Origin of the sequence: Curtobacterium sp. 24E2 (assembly GCF_016925595.1) — a bacterium.
Lineage (GTDB): Bacteria > Actinomycetota > Actinomycetes > Actinomycetales > Microbacteriaceae > Curtobacterium.
Genome location: NZ_CP068987.1, coordinates 2803706 through 2820077 on the forward strand (window position 1 = coordinate 2803706; position 16372 = coordinate 2820077).

Below are 16372 nucleotides of genomic sequence, written 5' to 3' on the forward strand. Positions count from 1 at the left end.
CGATGGGCCATCATGTCGGGATGACCACCCGAAGCCGTGCCCGGGCGTGCTCCGTCGCCGTCGTCACCGCCGCAGCAGCACTCGCCCTGTCGGCCTGTTCGGGCGGCGGGGACAGCGACCCGACGCCCAGCGCGACCCCGGTGGGCAAGACGGTGTCGCAGACCTGCGCCGAGCTCCTGCCGACCGAGGCCCTGTCCGTGTACGGGACGACCTTCGCGCTCGACGACTCCTTCACCCCGGCGAAGGGCTCCCCGCCGCGACGATCGCGAAGCAGCGGGGTCGCGTCTGCCAGTTCGTCGCCACCGACGACGACACCGAGACGATCACCTTGGCGGTCGCCGACCTGCCTGAGAAGTCGCTCACGAACCTGAAGGACGCGCTGTACGACCGGGGCGGCTCGGTCCCCACCTACCGCGTCGAGGGCTACTTCGCGTTGAACGACGCCGTCGGCCGCGCGGACGCCTTCGCCGACCCGTACTGGATCACCACGCAGTCGACGCTGTTCACCGAGCCCGGCGGCGCACAGCCGGTCGTCGACGCGGTGCGCGCAGCGCTGCAGCCGTCGGCGTCGGCGACGCCCGCGGGCTGACGCGCCCGCGCCGGCACGGTGCCGGGTCCGCCGCCCGGTGCGAGGTTGCACGCCTGGTGCGCCCTTGCAGCGCCGCACGAAGCGCGCAACCCCGCACCGGCCCGCAACGCGCGCACCGTGCGGACGGGAGGCCCGTGGCGGGCCCGCACCGCGCCTCCCGTCCAGCGGCGACCACGCACGGCGCCGGGTCCACCATCCGGTGCGAGGTTGCACGCGCGGTGCGCGCCTGCAGCGCCGCACGGAACACGGAACCTCACACCGGCCCGCAACGCGCGCACCGTGCAGACGGGAGGCCCGTGGCGGGCCCGCACCGCGCCTCCCGTCCGCCCTGCAGTCGCGTCCCCTGCGCGACACGCGCTGTCCGGGACCGCGCGCCGGACCTGCTACGGTTGTTGCACCCCTTGGCCCCCATAGCTCAGGGGATAGAGCACTGCCCTCCGGAGGCAGGGGCGGAGGTTCGAATCCTCCTGGGGGCACCAGAACAACACCGCAGGGCCGCGCGGGTCGGATCCGGGCGCCACGCCGCGCGACGACGGTCGGGTCCGCCCGGTAGCGTGCCGGCATGACGATGACGTTCCCCGAGCCCGAGGTCCACGCGCTCCGAGGCGGGCCGACGCTCGGGTGGGGCGTGATCGGCCCCGGGCAGATCGCGAACGACTTCACCGCCACGATGCACGCGAACTCCGACCAGCGCGTCGTCGCCGTGGGGTCCCGCTCCCCGAGCGTGCCGCCGCCTTCGCCGCCCGCCACGGCGTCCCTGGGGTGCACGGCTCGTACGAGGCCCTCGTCGCGGACCCCACCGTCGACGTCGTCTACGTCGCCTCCCCGCACCCGCAGCACCTCGGGCACGCGCTGCTCGCGATCGCCGCCGGCAAGCACGTCCTCGTCGAGAAGCCGATGACGACCTCGGCCGCGGACACCCGCACCCTCGCCGACGCCGCACGGGCCGAGGGCGTCCTGGCGATGGAGGCGATGTGGACCCGGTACCTGCCCGGCTCCACGGTGATCGCCCGTCTGCTCGCAGAGGGCGCCCTCGGCGACGTCCGGCTCGCGACCGTGGACGTCGGGTGGCCGCACGACCCGGACCCGGCCGACCGCATGTTCGACCCCGCCGCCGGCGACGGCGCACTCCTCGATGCCGGTGTCTACGGGCACTGGTTCGCACGGTTCGCCACCGGCGCCCCGGTGACCAGCAGCACGACGGGAGCGGTCTCGGACCGCGGGGTCGACCTCCAGTCCGTCACCGTGTCGACGGCGGACGGTGGCGCACAGGCCGTGGTGGCCACGTCGATGACGGCGTGGACGCCGGGGCTGGCGGCCATCGCGGGCAGCCGGGCCACCGTGCGGTACACCGACCACTTCGTGTTCCCGGCGTCGTTCGCGGTGCACCACCGGGGTGGGGAGGACCGTTGGTCGGAGCCGACCGGGCTGCGGGGTCGGCAGGGGCTCGTCTGGCAGGCGGCGGCGCTCGCCCGGTACGTGGCGGACGGCCGGACGGAGTCGCCGGTGCACTCGCTCGACGACTCGATCGGGATCGCGCGGGCGCTCGACGCGGCGCGTGCGGACCTCGGCACCGGGGCCGTGGCGTCTGTTTCCGAGCGCGACACCTCGACCCCCTAGGATCACGGGCCGGTCGTCCTGCACGCGACCGGGAAGAGGGAACCGATGACCACCGGCACCGGGAACGCGCAGCTCGAACTCGCCCGCGGCGGGCACGCCCCCGCACCACGGACCCTGTTCGACGTCCTCGCGGCCACCGCGGCCACCCACCCGACCGCCACCGCGCTCGAGGACCCCGCCGGCACCGTCGACTACGCCGCCCTGCTCGACCTCGTGCGCGCGCAGGCCGACGACCTCGCCCGTCGCGGTGTTCGCCGGGGTGACCGGGTCGGGGTGCGGATCCCTCCGGCGGGCGTGACCTGTACCTGTCGATCCTCGCGGTCCTCGCCGCCGGAGCCGCCTACGTTCCCGTCGACGCCGACGACCCCGAGGAACGCGCGACCCTGGTGTTCGGCGAGGCCGGCGTCGTCGGCGTCATCGGGGCCGGCGGCGTCCTGCGCGACCGCGACGGCGGCGAGCTGCCCGTGACGGACCCCGCGGCGAGCGCCGAGCTCCCCGGCCTGGACGACGACGCGTGGATCATCTTCACGTCGGGGTCGACCGGGGTGCCGAAGGGCGTGGCCGTGACGCACCGTTCTGCGGCTGCGTTCGTCGACGCCGAGGCGCGGATGTTCCTGCAGGCGGCGCCGATCGGTCCCGCTGACCGGGTGCTGGCGGGGCTGAGTGTCGCGTTCGATGCGTCGTGCGAGGAGATGTGGCTGGCGTGGGGGCACGGTGCCGCGTTGGTGCCGGCGCCGCGGTCGTTGGTGCGGACGGGGGTGGACCTCGGACCGTGGTTGATCGCGCACACGATCACGGTGGTGTCGACGGTGCCGACGCTCGCGGCGCTGTGGCCGGACGATGCGTTGGAGCAGGTGCGGCTGGTCATCTTCGGCGGTGAGGCCTGCCCGCCGGAGCTGGCGGCGCGGATCGCGAGTCGCGATCGTGAGGTGTGGAACACGTACGGTCCGACGGAGGCGACGGTGGTGGCGTGCGGGTCGCTGCTCGACGGCGGGCAGCCGATCCGGATCGGGCTGCCGCTGGACGGGTGGGACCTGGCGGTCGTGGACGGTGCCGGGCAGCGGGTGGAGCCGGGCGGGGTCGGTGAGCTCGTGATCGGTGGTGTCGGGTTGGGGCGGTACCTGGACCCGGCGAAGGACGCGGAGAAGTACGCGCCGTTCCCGGAGCTCGGGTGGGAGCGGGCGTACCGGAGTGGTGACCTGGTGCGGTACGACCCCGAGGGGCTCGTGTTCCAGGGGCGTGCGGACGACCAGGTGAAGCTCGGTGGCCGGCGCATCGAGCTCGGCGAGATCGACGCGGCCCTGCAGGCGCTCGACGACGTGGCCGGTGGTGCGGCCGTGGTGCAGCGCACCCCGGCGGGCAACCAGGTGCTGGTGGGGTACGTGGCGCCGGTGGCGGGTGCCACGGTGGACGTCACGGCTGCGAACGCCCGGTTGCGGCAGGAGCTGCCCGCTGCGCTCGTCCCGCTCCTCGCGGTGGTGGACTCGTTGCCGACGCGGACGTCGGGCAAGGTCGACCGTGCCGCCCTGCCGTGGCCGTTGCCCGGGGCGACCGACGCCGCGATGCTGCCGGACACGGTGGCGTGGATCGCGGAGCGCTGGGCGGCGATCCTGGGGGTGCCGGTGTCGAGCGTCGACGACGACTTCTTCGCGCACGGTGGCGGGTCGCTGACGGCGGCGCAACTGGTGTCGGCGATCCGCGAGCGGTTCCCGTCGACGACCGTCGCCGACGTCTACGACCACCCGCGCATCGGCGCGCTGGCGGCCGCGTTGGACGAGTCCGGTCCGGTGGCGGCCGCATCGCGCGACGTGACGCCGGTCCCGCCGACGATGGGGCTCGCGATGACGCTGCTCGGCTTGCCGGTGCAGGTGCTGCGCGGGTTGCGGGTCCTGACGTGGACGGCCATGGTCGCGGCGGTGCTGCACGCGACGACGCTGCCGTTCCTGCCGGTGCTCCCCTGGCCGGCGCTCGTCGTCGCGCTGCTGGTGTTCGTGACGCCGATCGGCAAGATGGCGCTCACGGTCGTGCTGGCCCGGCTGCTGCTGGTCGGGGTCCGGCCGGGGTCGTACCCCGGGGTGGCTCGGTGCACCTGCGGGTCTGGCTGGCGGAGCGGATCGCCGAGGCGGTCGACGGTCCCTCGACCGCCGGGGCCCCGTGGATCAGCTACTACGCCCGGGCGCTCGGGGCGCGGATCGGTACGGACGTCGACCTGCACACGCTGCCGCCGGTCACCGGGATGCTCACGATCGGCAAGCGTGCGTCGATCGAGCCCGAGGTGGACCTCGCGGGGCACTGGGTGGACGGTGACGTGTTCCGGCTCGGCCGGGTCCGCGTGGACGACGACGCCGTCGTGCACAGCCGCACCACGCTGCTGCCCGGTGCGCACGTGGGCGCGGGTGCCGAGGTCGAGGCCGGCTCGGCGGTCGCCGGCCGGGTGCCCGCCGGTGAGCGCTGGGCGGGTTCGCCTGCCGAACGTGTCGGGTCGGCCAGGCACGGCCGGGAGGCCCGTCCCCCGTCGCGTCGACGCTGGCTGCTGGCGTACGGGGCCGGCTCCGTGGCCGTGGCTGGGTTGCCGGTGATCGGTGTCGCGGTCGGGCTGCTGGTCGCCGTCGCCCTGGTCGGGCGTGCGTCGACGCTCGGCGACGCGGTGCTGCGCGCGCTCGCGACCGTGCCGCTCGCGACTGTCGTCGCCGGGGCCGTGTACGCGCTGCTCGTGGTGGGGTCGGTGCGGCTGCTCGGCATCGGGCTGCACGAGGGTCGCCACCCCGTGCGGTCGCGGATCGGGTGGCAGGCGTGGTCGACGGAGCGGGTGCTGGACGCGGCGCGCACGCTGCTGTTCCCGCTGTACGCCTCGCTCGTGACGCCCGTGTGGTTGCGGCTGCTCGGGGCGAAGGTCGGCCGGAACACGGAGATCTCCACGGTTCTGCTCATCCCCGCGCTGACGCAGATCGCGTCCGGTGCCTTCCTGGCCGACGACACCATGGTCGCGACGTACGAGCTCGGTGGTGGCCGGGTGCGGATCGGCCGGTCGAAGGTGGGGCGCCGGGCGTTCCTCGGCAACAGCGGGATGACGGGCGCCGGACGCTCCGTCCCGCGCGAGGCGCTGGTGGCGGTGCTGTCCGCCGTGCCGAAGAAGGCCAAGCGCGGGTCGTCGTGGCTCGGCTCGCCCCCGGTGCGCCTGCGCCGTGCGGCGACGCAGTTCGACGAGGAGCGCACCTTCCACCCGCCCGTCCGGCTCAAGGTCGCCCGCGGTTGCTGGGAGCTGCTGCGGCTCGTGGCCCCGATGGTGTCCGCTGCGATCGCCCTCGGGGTGGCGGGCACCCTGCTCGCCCTGTGGTCGGCGGTCGGCGTCGGGTGGACGGTGCTGCTCGCCGGACCGGTGCTCATCGTCGCCGGGGCCGTCGCCGCCGTGGTGTCGACGATCGCGAAGTGGGCGTTCGTCGGCCGGATCACCGCCCGGGAGCACCCGCTGTGGTCGTCGTTCGTGTGGCGCAACGAGGTACAGGACACCTTCGTCGAGACGGTCGCCCGGCCCTGGTTCGCCGAGCAGGCCACCGGCACCCCGGCCCTGGCGGCGTGGCTGCGGAGCCTCGGCGCGACGATCGGCCGCGGCACCTGGCTCGAGACCTACTGGCTGCCCGAGGCCGACCTCGTCACGATCGGGGCCGGCGCATCGGTGGCGCGTGGGACCGTCGTGCAGACCCACCTGTTCCACGACCGGGTGATGCAGCTCGACACCGTGCGGCTCGACGCCGGTGCGACCCTCGGGCCGCACAGCGTCGTCCTGCCCGCCGCCGGCATCGGCACGGGCGCCACGGTCGGGCCCGCCTCGCTCGTGATGCGCGGTGAGCAGGTGCCCACCGGGTCCCGCTGGTCCGGCAACCCCATCGCTCCGTGGACAGCCGAACCGGCCACCGTGGCGGACTGACCGGCGCCATGGGGTTGACTGGGACCGTGCCGAACACCCCCGCTGCCGACCCGTACACCCCGCACAGCGGCGACCGACGCTGGAGCGCCGAGCACTACGACCTCCGTCTCGACTACCGCGTCGCCACGAACCGCCTCGACGGCACGGCGACGATCACCGCTCGTGCCCACGAACCCCTCGACCGGATCGTCATCGACCTGCACGGCCTGAGCGTCGAGCGTGCCGACGTCGACGGCACCCGCGCGAAGAAGGTGTCGAAGGCGGTGCACAAGGTCACCGTGACCCCGGCGTCGCCGATCGCGGCCGACACCACGTTCACCGTGCACCTGCGGTACCGCGGCAACCCTCGACCCGTCCGCAGCGCCTGGGGCCAGGTCGGGTGGGAGGAGCTCACCGACGGCGTCATCGTCGCGGCCCAGCCGACGGGGGCACCCTCGTGGTTCCCGTGCAACGACCGACCGGACGACAAGGCGACCTACCGGTTCGAGATCGCCGCCGAGGCCGCGTACGACGTCCTGGCGAACGGAGAACTGCTCGGCAAGGAACGGGACCGCATCGGCACCCGCTGGACCTACGCCACCACCGAGCCGATGGCGACGTACCTGGCGACGGTGCAGATCGGGCGGTACCGCACGACGAGGCTCCGCGGCGCCGTCGTGCCCGTGACCCTGCACCACCCCGCCGACCTGGCGGCCGCCGCGAAGACCGACTTCGGGCAGGTGCCGGAGATGCTCGCTCTGTTCTCGGACCGCTTCGGCCCGTACCCGTTCGCGGCGTACGGCGTCGTGGTCACCGACGACGAGCTCGAGATCCCGCTCGAGGCCCACGGGCTGGCGGTGTTCGGCCGGAACCACGTCGACGGCGAGCACGGCACCGACCGGCTCATCGCGCACGAGCTCGCGCACCAGTGGTTCGGCAACTCGGTGACGGTCACCCGCTGGCAGGACATCTGGCTGCACGAGGGGTTCGCCTGCTACGCCGAGTGGCTGTGGTCCGAGCACCACGGCGGCGACACCGCCGACGTGCTCGCGGCGCAGTACCGGCAGGGGCTCCTCGACCAGCCCGAGGACCTCGTCGTCGGCGACCCCGGCGCGAAGGACATGTTCGACGACCGGGTCTACAAGCGCGGCGCCCTCGCCCTGCACGCCGTCCGCCGCACGTTCGGCGACGACGCGTTCTCCGCCGGGCTGCGCAGCATCACCGAACGGCACCGGCACGGTTCGGTGACGGTGCCCGACGTGCTCGAGGCCTTCGCGGACGCCGCCGGCCGTGACGTCGAGGCCGTCAGGGCGGTCACCGGCCCGTGGATCGACGAGGCGTCGGTGCCGGCACTGCCCGCGCCGCTCGTCGACTAGCCAGCCAGTTCGCCGTCGTCCGCCGGGTCGCAGCTGACCTCGGACCAGACCGCGTCGAGCGACAGTCCGACCACGCCGGCGACGGAGGCGATGGTCGAGAACGCCGGCGTCGCGATCCGCCCGGTCTCGATCTTCCGGAGGGTCTCGGGCGAGATCCCGGCGGCGAGGGCGGTGTCGACGATCGACCGTGGGCCACGTGCGCGGCGGAGCAGGGCACCGAGACGGCGGCCGCGCGCGACCTCGTCGGGGCGGAGCGGGAGACGGACCATCCCCACATAGTAATACCGGTATGATCATCCGCGTGATCGAGATCCTGACGCCCGCCGAGGTCGACAAGGCCCGTGCCACCGGTGCCCTCGTCGGCACCATCCTGCAGACCCTGCGCGACCGGACCCGCGTGGGCACGAACCTGCTCGAGATCGACCGGTGGGCGAAGCGGATGATCGAGGACGCCGGCGCGGACTCCTGCTACGTCGACTACGCACCGTCGTTCGGCCGCGGTCCGTTCGGCCACCACATCTGCACCGCCGTGAACGACGCCGTGCTGCACGGGCTGCCGCACGACCGGGCCCTGGCGGACGGCGACCTGCTCACCCTCGACCTCGCGGTGTCGCTGGACGGCATCGCCGCCGACGCCGCCGTGAGCTTCGTCGTCGGCATCCCGCGCGACGAGGACCTCGCCCTCGTCGACGCGACCGAGCGCGCGCTGGCCGCCGGGATCGCCGCCGCCGGACCCGGGGCCCGGATCGGCGACCTGTCGCACGCCATCGGGACCGTGCTCGAGGGTGCGGGCTACCCCGTCAACGTCGAGTTCGGCGGCCACGGCATCGGCTCGACCATGCACCAGGACCCGCACGTGTCGAACACGGGCCGCGCGGGCCGCGGCTACACGCTCCGGCCCGGCCTCCTGCTCGCGCTCGAGCCGTGGGTGATGGCGGACACCGACGTGCTCGTCACCGATGCCGACGGCTGGACGCTCCGCAGTGCCACGGGAGCCCGGACGGCCCACACCGAGCACACCATCGCGATCACCGAGGACGGCGCCGAGGTGCTCACACTCCCCGCTGAGCGGCCCCTCGACCACGACGGGCAGCCCGCCGGCCGCGACGACGAGCACCAGGTCGGGGTCCGGCCGGACGACCGACACCGGGTGGTCTCGCTCCTCGAACCGCGCGGTGCCGGCAGCGACGTCCACGTCGACCGACAGCGGGTCGACGCGCAACCCCCGACCGTCGCGCTTCAGCACGGCCTCCTTCGCCGCCCAGCAGGCCGCGAGCAAGCCGGCATCGCCGGCCGAGCGCTCGCGCTCGCCGGGTGTGAAGGCGTCGAGGGGCGCTGCGCCGACGCGGGACACCCGCTCGAGGTCGACGCCGACCAGGCCGGGCGCGACCGCGACCGCGACCGCGAGCACACCGGTCGTGCGCGACAGGCTGACGCCGAAGGCGGTGCCGTGCACCGTGGCCCAGGGGCGACCGTGGTCGGTCCCCGCGCAGTGCGGGCAGACACGCCCCGCGCGCACGGCGGCCGTCTCGACCGCCGCAGCCGAGGCGACGGCGGCGACCAGGGCCTCCCGGTCGACAGCGCGGTCCGCACCCGTCGCGCACAGCGTCACCACGACGGCCTGGAGGCCCGACTCACCCACGCACGCAGCCTACGGGTGTGCGGGTGGCCGGCCCAGGGCCGTGGTCGCTACGCGTGGGTCAGTGCGATCAGTGCGACGTTCATCGTGCTGTAGAGACCCTCGGACCGGGTCGCTTGGCGGACGCGTCCGCGCAGCACTTCGTAGCGGCCGTCGTGCTCGCGCACGAAGCCGATCACGCCGGTCGCCGGCGTCGAGACGCGGTGGTAGCCGTCCTCGAGCGGGACGACCTCGGTACTCGTGGTTCGCTCCATTGCTGTTCCCTTCCGTTCGTCGTCGAACAGTGCCGCCAGCCTACCCCGCTCCGGGGGACAAGACACCCATGGATCGGCTTGTCCACAGTGTTCGCCGAGAGTCCGTCCGACGCCCCCACGCCGTGGATAGACTCCGGGCGACGGCGCTCTCAGGCGCGGTTCGGGACGGCGTCGACGGCGCCGACCGGTGACGGACGGAGGACGGATGCGAACGGTCCAGCGCGGATCGGGCACAGGCGGGTCGAGGACGGAACGGGGGACAGCGCGACTCTGGGGTCGCGTCACGGCAGCGGTCGTGGCGATGCTGATCGTCCTGGCTCCGGCGGCGACCGCGCAGGCCACGGCACCGGTCGACCTGGGCGGGGCGTACGTCCTCGACGAAGCCGACGCCCTGAGCTCCTCGCAGCAGGCGCAGGTCGAACAGGCGGTGCAGGACCTGTACGCCGAGACCCAGACGCAGCTGTACGTCGTGTTCGTGCCGACGTTCACCGATCCGACGGACCACACCGCGTGGGGATCCGCGGTCAGGGAGCAGAACCAGATCGACACCGACGGCATCCTGCTGTCGGTCGCGGTCGACGACCGCAACTACGACGTGCAGCAGACGAACGAGACCGCCATCTCCGAGTCCGACGTGCAGAGCGCCGTGAACGACTCCCTGCTCCCCGCGCTGAAGCAGGACGACTGGTCCGGTGCAGCCGTGGCGTTCGCGAACGGCCTGACGGACACCCAGGCACCGCCGAACCTGACCTGGCTCTGGATCCTGTTGCTCGTCATCGTCGTCGGCCTGATCGTCGTCGTGCTCGTCATCCGCACCCGGAACAAGCGGAAGACCGCCGCGGCCACGAAGGCGCAGCAGGAGTCCCTCGCCGACCTCGAGCGCACCGCCGGCGGCGCGCTCGTGACGATCGACGACGAGCTCCGCACCGCCGAGCAAGAGGTCGGGTTCGCTACGGCCCAGTTCGGTCCCGACGCCGCGAAGCCCTTCGCCGACGCCGTCGCCGCCGCGCAGCAGGCCGTGCGCAAGGCCTTCACGTTCCGGCAGCAGCTCGACGACGAGATCCCGGACTCCCCGCAGCAGCGTGCCGACTGGGCGAACCAGATCATCGCGATCTGCCAGCAGGCGCACGCCTCGATCGAGGAACAGACCGAGTCGTTCGACAAGCTCCGTTCGCTCGAGGACGGCGTCGAGGAAGCAGCCGCCGCGCTGGCGCAGGCGGTCGCGGAGGCCCCGGCGTCGGTCGGCGCAGCAGCGGCCTCGCTCGACCGCGTCCGAGCGAGCTACACCGGACGCACCCTCGCGACCGTGGCCGACAACGTCGACCAGGCCCACCAGGTCCTCGCCTACGCCACCGAACGCTCGAACGCGGCCACCGCGGCGATCGCGGCCGGCGACAAGGGGGAAGCGGTGATCGCCGTGCGCGACGCCCAGCACGCCCTGGCGCAAGTGCAGCAGCTCACGAACAGCGCGATCGCGGCCGAGGGCACCTTCACCGAGGCCACCGCGCGCGCCGAGGCCATGCGCATCGACATCGAGGGCGACGTCGCCGCGGCCCGGACCCTCACCGTGGGCGGTCCCGACCTCGCCGCGGCCGTGACCCGGGCACAGACCGTCCTGCGGCAGGGGTTCGACCCGAAGGACCCGATCACCGCGGTCGACGCCCTCACGAAGGCGAACACCGAGATCGACCAGGCCATCGCGGCCGCCCGGGGTGCCGAAGAGCAGCAGCGCCGGGCGTCCCGCGCCCTCGACGACGCCCTGCGCGACGCCCGCAACCGGATCAGCCAGGCGCGCGAGTACATCTCGCTGCACCGTGGCGGCATCGGACCGACTGCCCGCACCCGCCTGTCCGAGGCCGAACGCGCCCTCGACGACGCCGTGCAGCTCGCCACCACCGACCCCGGACAGGCACTGCAGGCAGCACGCGCGGCCGAGCAGTACGCCGCCGCGGCGATGGACTCGGCGAACGACGACATGGGCGGCTGGGGCGGCGGGGGCGGCGGCTTCGGTGGGGGCGGCGGCAACGGCGCACAACTCGGCGGCCTCGTCACCGGCATCGTGCTCGGCGGCCTGCTCGGCGGTCGCGGTGGCAGCTTCTGGCGGCGGCTCCTTCGGCGGCGGGGGCGGCGGCTTCGGTGGCGGGGGCGGTTTCGGCGGGGGCGGCGGCGGGGGCGGCGGCGGGTTCTCCGGCGGCGGCCGCTTCTGAGCCCGTTCCACCCCACGGCCGGACCACGAACCCCACAGACCAGTACCCGACAGACCAGACACACCACGTCAGACCTTCCAGGAAAGGGAACAGCAATGGCAAAGCAGACGATCTTCGGCCGCATCTCCACCCTCGTGCGAGCGAACATCAACCAGCTCATCGACAACGCCGAGGACCCGCAGAAGATGCTGGACCAGCTCGTGCGCGACTACACGAACAACATCGCCGACGCGAAGACGGCGATCGCTCAGACGATCGGCAACGTGCGCCTGCTCGAGCAGGACCACGAAGAGGACAAGCGCGCCTCGTCCGAGTGGGGCCAGAAGGCCGCCAACGCCTCCACCGCCGCGGACAAGTACCGCGCCGAGGGCAAGACGGCCGAGGCGGACAAGTTCGACAACCTCGCCAAGATCGCGATCGGCAAGCAGATCGCCGCCGAGCAGGAGGTCAAGGACGCCGAGCCGAACCTCGCCTCGCAGAACGAAGCGGTCGAGAAGCTCAAGACCGGCCTCGCCGGCATGGAGCAGAAGCTCGAGGAGCTCCGTGCGAAGCGCGACAACCTCGTCGCGCGCTCGAAGACGGCCGAGGCGCAGTCCAAGGTCAACGACGCCCTCGGCAACATCGACGTGCTCGACCCGACGAGCGACCTCGGTCGCTTCGAGGAGAAGGTCCGTCGCGAAGAGGCCAAGGTCCTCGGGCAGCAGGAACTGCAGTCGTCGAGCCTCGATGCGCAGTTCGAGAGCCTCGAGGACGTGGGCAAGGACGCCGAGGTCGAAGCGCGACTCGCCGCGCTGAAGTCCGGCGGCTCGTCGAGCCTCTGACCCTCCCGGACGGCGCCGGACCCCAGCTGACAGACTGAGACGATGCAGTTCCTCGTGGTCGGTCAGTGGCAGGGTTCGGCGTCGTCGCGCGCGATGCGCCTCGGGGACGGAGCGACCGCGATCGCGGCCGACCTCCCCGTGCGTCCACCACCGTGGTCGACGTCCCCGCCGGCGCTGGCGACCGGCTCGAGACGGCCGTCGCCCGCTACACCTCCGTGCTCGCCGTCGCCGACCGCGTGGCCGAGGAGACCGGCGTCGCGAGCGAACCCGTCCTCGTCGTCGGCGGCGACGGCGCGAGCGTCCTCGGCGCGACCGTCGGCCTCGGCCCGGACACCGCGTTCGTGCGCATCGCCGGGTCCAGCGGGTACCGCACACTCAACCGCGCCCAGCCCGTCGCCGCCGAGACCGCAGCCCTCCGGATTCTGGTCGACCGCGCCGACGAGCTGTTCCCCGCGCTGCCGGTCCTCCCCGCCTCGTCGGTCGTGGTCGCGGGCGTCCGCGGGCTCGACGACGCCGAGGACGCCGCGCTCGACCGTGCCGGGATCACCCGGCTCGACGTCGACGCCGCCACCCCGGACGCCCTCGCCGCTGCCGTCAACGCCACCGGCGCCACGTCGGTGTTCGTGCACGTCGACCTCGACGTCCTCGACCCGTCCGAGGTCGATGGTCTGCTCGAGCCGGTGCCGTTCGGACTCGACGGTGCGGGACTGGTCGAGCGGATCCAGGCCGCGACCCGCGGCCGCCGCCTGGCCGGCGCCGCGCTCACCGGCTTCGCTCCCGTCGACCCGGACCGTGCAGTGGACGACCTCGGCGTGATCCTGCGCGTCGTCGGGGCGTTGACCAGCGCCTCCCGGGTGGCCTGAGAACCGACCCGGCGCGCCGGGCGCACCCCATGCCGGTCCGCGTACGCTCGGCCTCATGACGGACTACGACCTCATCGTGATCGGCGCCGGCGCAGTCGGCGAGAACGTGGCGGACTACGCCCACAAGCGCGGCCTGGCGGTCGCCATCGTGGAGTCCGAACTGGTCGGCGGCGAGTGCTCCTACTGGGCGTGCATGCCGTCGAAGGCACTGCTGCGCAGCGGCCACGCCCTGGCAGCGGCGAAGCGGCTCGACGGTGCGAAGCAGGCCGTCACCGGCGAACTCGACGCCGCCCACGTGCTCGCGCGCCGCAACTCGTTCACCTCGGACTGGAAGGACGACGGTCAGGTGTCCTGGCTCGAGTCCGCCGACATCGCCCTGATCCGCGGCCACGCCCGCATCACCGGCGAGAAGACCATCGAGGTCGGCGGCGAGACGCACACCGCCCGTGCCGCCGTCGCCGTCGTGACCGGGTCGCTGCACGCGCTGCCGAACGTGCCGGGTCTCGCCGAGGCGAAGCCATGGGGCACCCGCGAGGGCACCAGCGCCCAGCAGGTGCCGGAGAGCCTGCTCGTGATCGGCGGCGGTGTCGCGGGCTCCGAGCTCGCCACCGCCTGGGCATCGCTCGGCGCGAAGGTCACCCTCGTCGCCCGGCACGGGCTGCTCGGCGGCATGGAACCGTTCGCCGGCGAACTCGTCACCGATGCCCTCCGCGAGCTCGGCGTCGACGTCCGCACCGGCGTGAGCCCCGTGCGGGTCGACCGCGACGAGCACGGGCTCGTCACCACCACGCTCGACGACGACACGACCGTCATCACGAGCGAGGTGCTCGCCGCCACCGGCCGTACCCCGCACACCGCCGACCTCGGGCTCGAGTCCGTCGGGCTCACCGCCGGCGACTGGCTCGAGGTCGACGACACGATGCTCGTGCACGGCACCGACTGGCTGTACGCCGTCGGCGACGCCAACCACCGCGCCCTCCTCACCCACCAGGGCAAGTACCAGGCCCGCGCGGCCGGCGAGGCGATCGCCGCCCGGCACCAGGGCACGCCGCTGCACACCGAGCCGTGGGGCGCCCACGTCGCGACCGCCGACCACGCCGCGGTCCCCCAGGTCACGTTCACCGACCCCGAGGTCGCGAGCGTCGGCCTGACCGAGAAGGCTGCGCGCGAGCAGGGGCTGAACGTCCGTGCCGTGGAGTACGACCTCGGCGGCGTCGCGGGTTCCGCGCTGCAGGCCGACGGCTACACCGGCCGCGCCAAGATGGTCGTCGACGAGGACCGCGGGGTCGTCGTGGGCGTCACGTTCGTCGGCCAGGACGTCGCCGAGATGCTGCACGCGGCGACGATCGCCGTCGTCGGCGAGGTTCCGGTCGACCGCCTCTGGCACGCGGTGCCGGCCTACCCGACGATGAACGAGATCTGGCTCCGTCTGCTCGAGACCTACGGCCGCCCGGCCTGAGCGTGCGCGGACTGGCGCGCCGGGCGCTGCTCGACTCCCCGTGTCGCGGGTGGGCTGGCTGTTCGCCACGGCGGTGGGTCTGGCGATGGGCGTACCGCTGTCGACCGGCCGCGTCCGTGTGGTCGACGGGCTCGTTGTCTGCTCGGGGTTGCCACGGTGGGTGTTCCGTCGTGGCGGCACCTGCGTGGGGTCGGTGTACCTGACCCGGGACAACGACGGGGCCCGGGTGCTGCGGCACGAGCGGGTGCACGTCGAGCAGTGGCGGCGGTACGGCATGCTCATGCCGGTGCTGTACGCCGTCGCCGGCCGTGATCCGCTCCGCAACCGCTTCGAGGTCGAGGCGGGGCTGGAGGACGGCGGCTACCGCTGACGGGTAGCCGTGCGCGGCGCCCACCTCTCTCCCCCTTGCCGTGTGCCGATCGGTCATGACACCCCGTCGGGCCGGCGCCGAGTGGTCGCAGACCGTCGGCGGCTCCGGCCGCTTTCGACGGTCCGTGACCACTCGGCGCAGCACACGCGGTGCGCCGTGACCTTCGGTGAGGGCCGGCCAGGCGACGAGACGTGACCGAACGGCGGACGGGAGGCACGGATCACGGCCGCCACGGGCTTCCCGTCCGCCGTGGGTCCGGCCTCCTGCCCGGCTGAGGAACGGTGGTCGGTCGCGACACCCCGTCGGCGCGTCCCGTCGCGGTCGGTCAGACGCCCTCCACCCCTGCCGCCGAGCTTCCACGACATGCCGCTTGCGTGGCGCCGAGGTTCCGCGGACGGCCCGGGTGCGGCGCGAGATGCCGAGATCTCGGAACCTCGGGGTGCGGGCGCGGCCGCGGATCAGGCGGCGGGACGACGGGGGACGATGAGGGGCGTGCCGGTCTCGGGGTCGGGGACGACCACGCACGGCAGGCCGAAGACGTCCTCGACGAGGTCGGCCGTCAGCACCGCGGCCGGGGGTCCGGCAGCGACGATCGACCCCTGGCGCATCGCGATGACGTGGGTGGCGTAGCGCGCCGCCTGGTTCAGGTCGTGCAGCACCGCGACGACCGTCCGACCCGCGGCGTGCAGTGCCGAGGCCAGCTCGAGCACGTCGTACTGGTGGGCGATGTCGAGGAACGTCGTCGGCTCGTCGAGCAGCACGATGTCGGTCTCCTGCGCCAGGACCATCGCGATCCACACCCGCTGCCGCTGCCCGCCGGAGAGCTCGTCGACGCTCCGGTCCGCCAGCTCCACCGTCGACGTCTGCTCGAGGGCGGCCTGCACGGCACGCCGGTCGGACCCGGACGACGGGTGCAGCAGGTCCTGGTGCGGGAACCGCCCGCGGGACACCAGGTCGCGCACGGTGATGCCGTCCGGGGCGATCGGCGTCTGGGGCAGCATGCCGACCCGCCGGGCCACGGCCTTCGGACGGTAGGAGTCGATCGGCGCTCCGTCGAGGTACACGGTGCCGGTTCGGGGCTTGAGGGTGCGTGCGAGCGACTTCAGCAGCGTCGACTTGCCGCACGCGTTCGGGCCGACGATGACGGTCAGTTCACCGTCAGGGACGTCCACGTCGAGCGCGTCCACCACGATGCGGTCGTCGTACGCGAGCGTCAGCCCACGCACGCCGAGCGCGGTCGTCGGGACTCCGGCCTCGCTGGTCGGCA

Annotated in this window: 11 protein-coding genes, 1 tRNA gene and 4 pseudogenes; 12 read left to right on the top strand and 4 right to left on the bottom strand. The window is 73.6% G+C overall.

Going from position 1 to position 16372, the window contains the following annotated elements; all coding sequences use genetic code 11:
* The first annotated feature begins 20 nt into the window (after positions 1–20).
* From JN350_RS13760 to JN350_RS13785, 6 genes and pseudogenes are all read left to right on the top strand, one after another.
* On the top strand, positions 21–371 hold the full coding sequence (locus JN350_RS13760) for a hypothetical protein (protein WP_205462538.1): 351 nt from the start codon (positions 21–23) through the stop codon (positions 369–371).
* Positions 329–589, top strand: a complete 261-nt coding sequence (locus tag JN350_RS13765) for a hypothetical protein (protein ID WP_205462539.1) — start codon at positions 329–331, stop codon at positions 587–589. The genes JN350_RS13760 and JN350_RS13765 overlap by 43 nt, the downstream gene beginning before the upstream one ends.
* A gap of 404 nt (positions 590–993) precedes the next feature.
* A tRNA-Arg gene (locus tag JN350_RS13770) sits at positions 994–1068 on the top strand.
* A gap of 283 nt (positions 1069–1351) precedes the next feature.
* Entirely contained in the window at positions 1352–2209 is an 858-nt protein-coding gene (locus tag JN350_RS13775; RefSeq protein WP_240347332.1) for a Gfo/Idh/MocA family protein, read from the top strand.
* Positions 2210–2254: 45 nt separating this feature from the next.
* Positions 2255–6137, top strand: a pseudogene (locus JN350_RS13780) (Pls/PosA family non-ribosomal peptide synthetase).
* A gap of 26 nt (positions 6138–6163) precedes the next feature.
* Positions 6164–7492, top strand: a complete 1329-nt coding sequence (locus JN350_RS13785; RefSeq protein ID WP_240347333.1) for a M1 family metallopeptidase — start codon at positions 6164–6166, stop codon at positions 7490–7492.
* Here JN350_RS13785 and JN350_RS13790 read toward each other — a convergent pair.
* The gene (locus JN350_RS13790) at positions 7489–7761 is read right to left on the bottom strand and encodes a helix-turn-helix domain-containing protein (protein WP_194647881.1); all 273 of its coding nucleotides are present in this window, start codon (positions 7759–7761) and stop codon (positions 7489–7491) included. The genes JN350_RS13785 and JN350_RS13790 overlap by 4 nt on opposite strands.
* 32 nt (positions 7762–7793) lie before the next feature.
* Here JN350_RS13790 and map point away from each other — a divergent pair.
* Positions 7794–8555 (top strand): annotated as a pseudogene (gene map / locus JN350_RS13795) (type I methionyl aminopeptidase); the annotation flags it as partial.
* Positions 8556–8732: 177 nt separating this feature from the next.
* Here the strand turns inward: map and JN350_RS21010 are convergent.
* A pseudogene (locus JN350_RS21010) lies at positions 8733–9134 on the bottom strand (4'-phosphopantetheinyl transferase family protein); the annotation flags it as partial.
* Positions 9135–9181: 47 nt separating this feature from the next.
* Positions 9182–9385 (bottom strand): hypothetical protein, encoded by a 204-nt coding sequence (locus tag JN350_RS13805; protein WP_071255966.1) that lies wholly within the window; start codon positions 9383–9385, stop codon positions 9182–9184.
* Positions 9386–9686: 301 nt separating this feature from the next.
* On the opposite strand from JN350_RS13805, the pseudogene JN350_RS19645 reads away from it, so the two are divergent.
* The 5 genes and pseudogenes from JN350_RS19645 to JN350_RS13825 form a co-directional block, all read left to right on the top strand.
* A pseudogene (locus JN350_RS19645) lies at positions 9687–10097 on the top strand (TPM domain-containing protein); the annotation flags it as partial.
* Between the two features lie 1590 nt (positions 10098–11687).
* The gene (locus JN350_RS19650) at positions 11688–12413 is read left to right on the top strand and encodes a PspA/IM30 family protein (protein WP_123294264.1); all 726 of its coding nucleotides are present in this window, start codon (positions 11688–11690) and stop codon (positions 12411–12413) included.
* Between the two features lie 152 nt (positions 12414–12565).
* Positions 12566–13276, top strand: coding sequence for an arginase family protein (locus tag JN350_RS13815; RefSeq protein ID WP_240347334.1), 711 nt, complete (start codon positions 12566–12568; stop codon positions 13274–13276).
* A gap of 55 nt (positions 13277–13331) precedes the next feature.
* The gene (locus JN350_RS13820; RefSeq protein WP_205462541.1) at positions 13332–14735 is read left to right on the top strand and encodes a dihydrolipoyl dehydrogenase family protein; all 1404 of its coding nucleotides are present in this window, start codon (positions 13332–13334) and stop codon (positions 14733–14735) included.
* A 40-nt stretch (positions 14736–14775) separates the two neighbouring features.
* The gene (locus JN350_RS13825; RefSeq protein ID WP_205462542.1) at positions 14776–15105 is read left to right on the top strand and encodes a Fe-S oxidoreductase; all 330 of its coding nucleotides are present in this window, start codon (positions 14776–14778) and stop codon (positions 15103–15105) included.
* A gap of 458 nt (positions 15106–15563) precedes the next feature.
* On the opposite strand, the gene JN350_RS13830 is transcribed toward JN350_RS13825, so the two are convergent.
* Positions 15564–16331 carry an ABC transporter ATP-binding protein gene (locus tag JN350_RS13830; RefSeq protein ID WP_240347335.1) on the bottom strand — a complete coding sequence of 256 codons (768 nt, stop codon included), beginning with the start codon at positions 16329–16331 and terminating at the stop codon, positions 15564–15566.
* Positions 16332–16372: the final 41 nt, after the last annotated feature.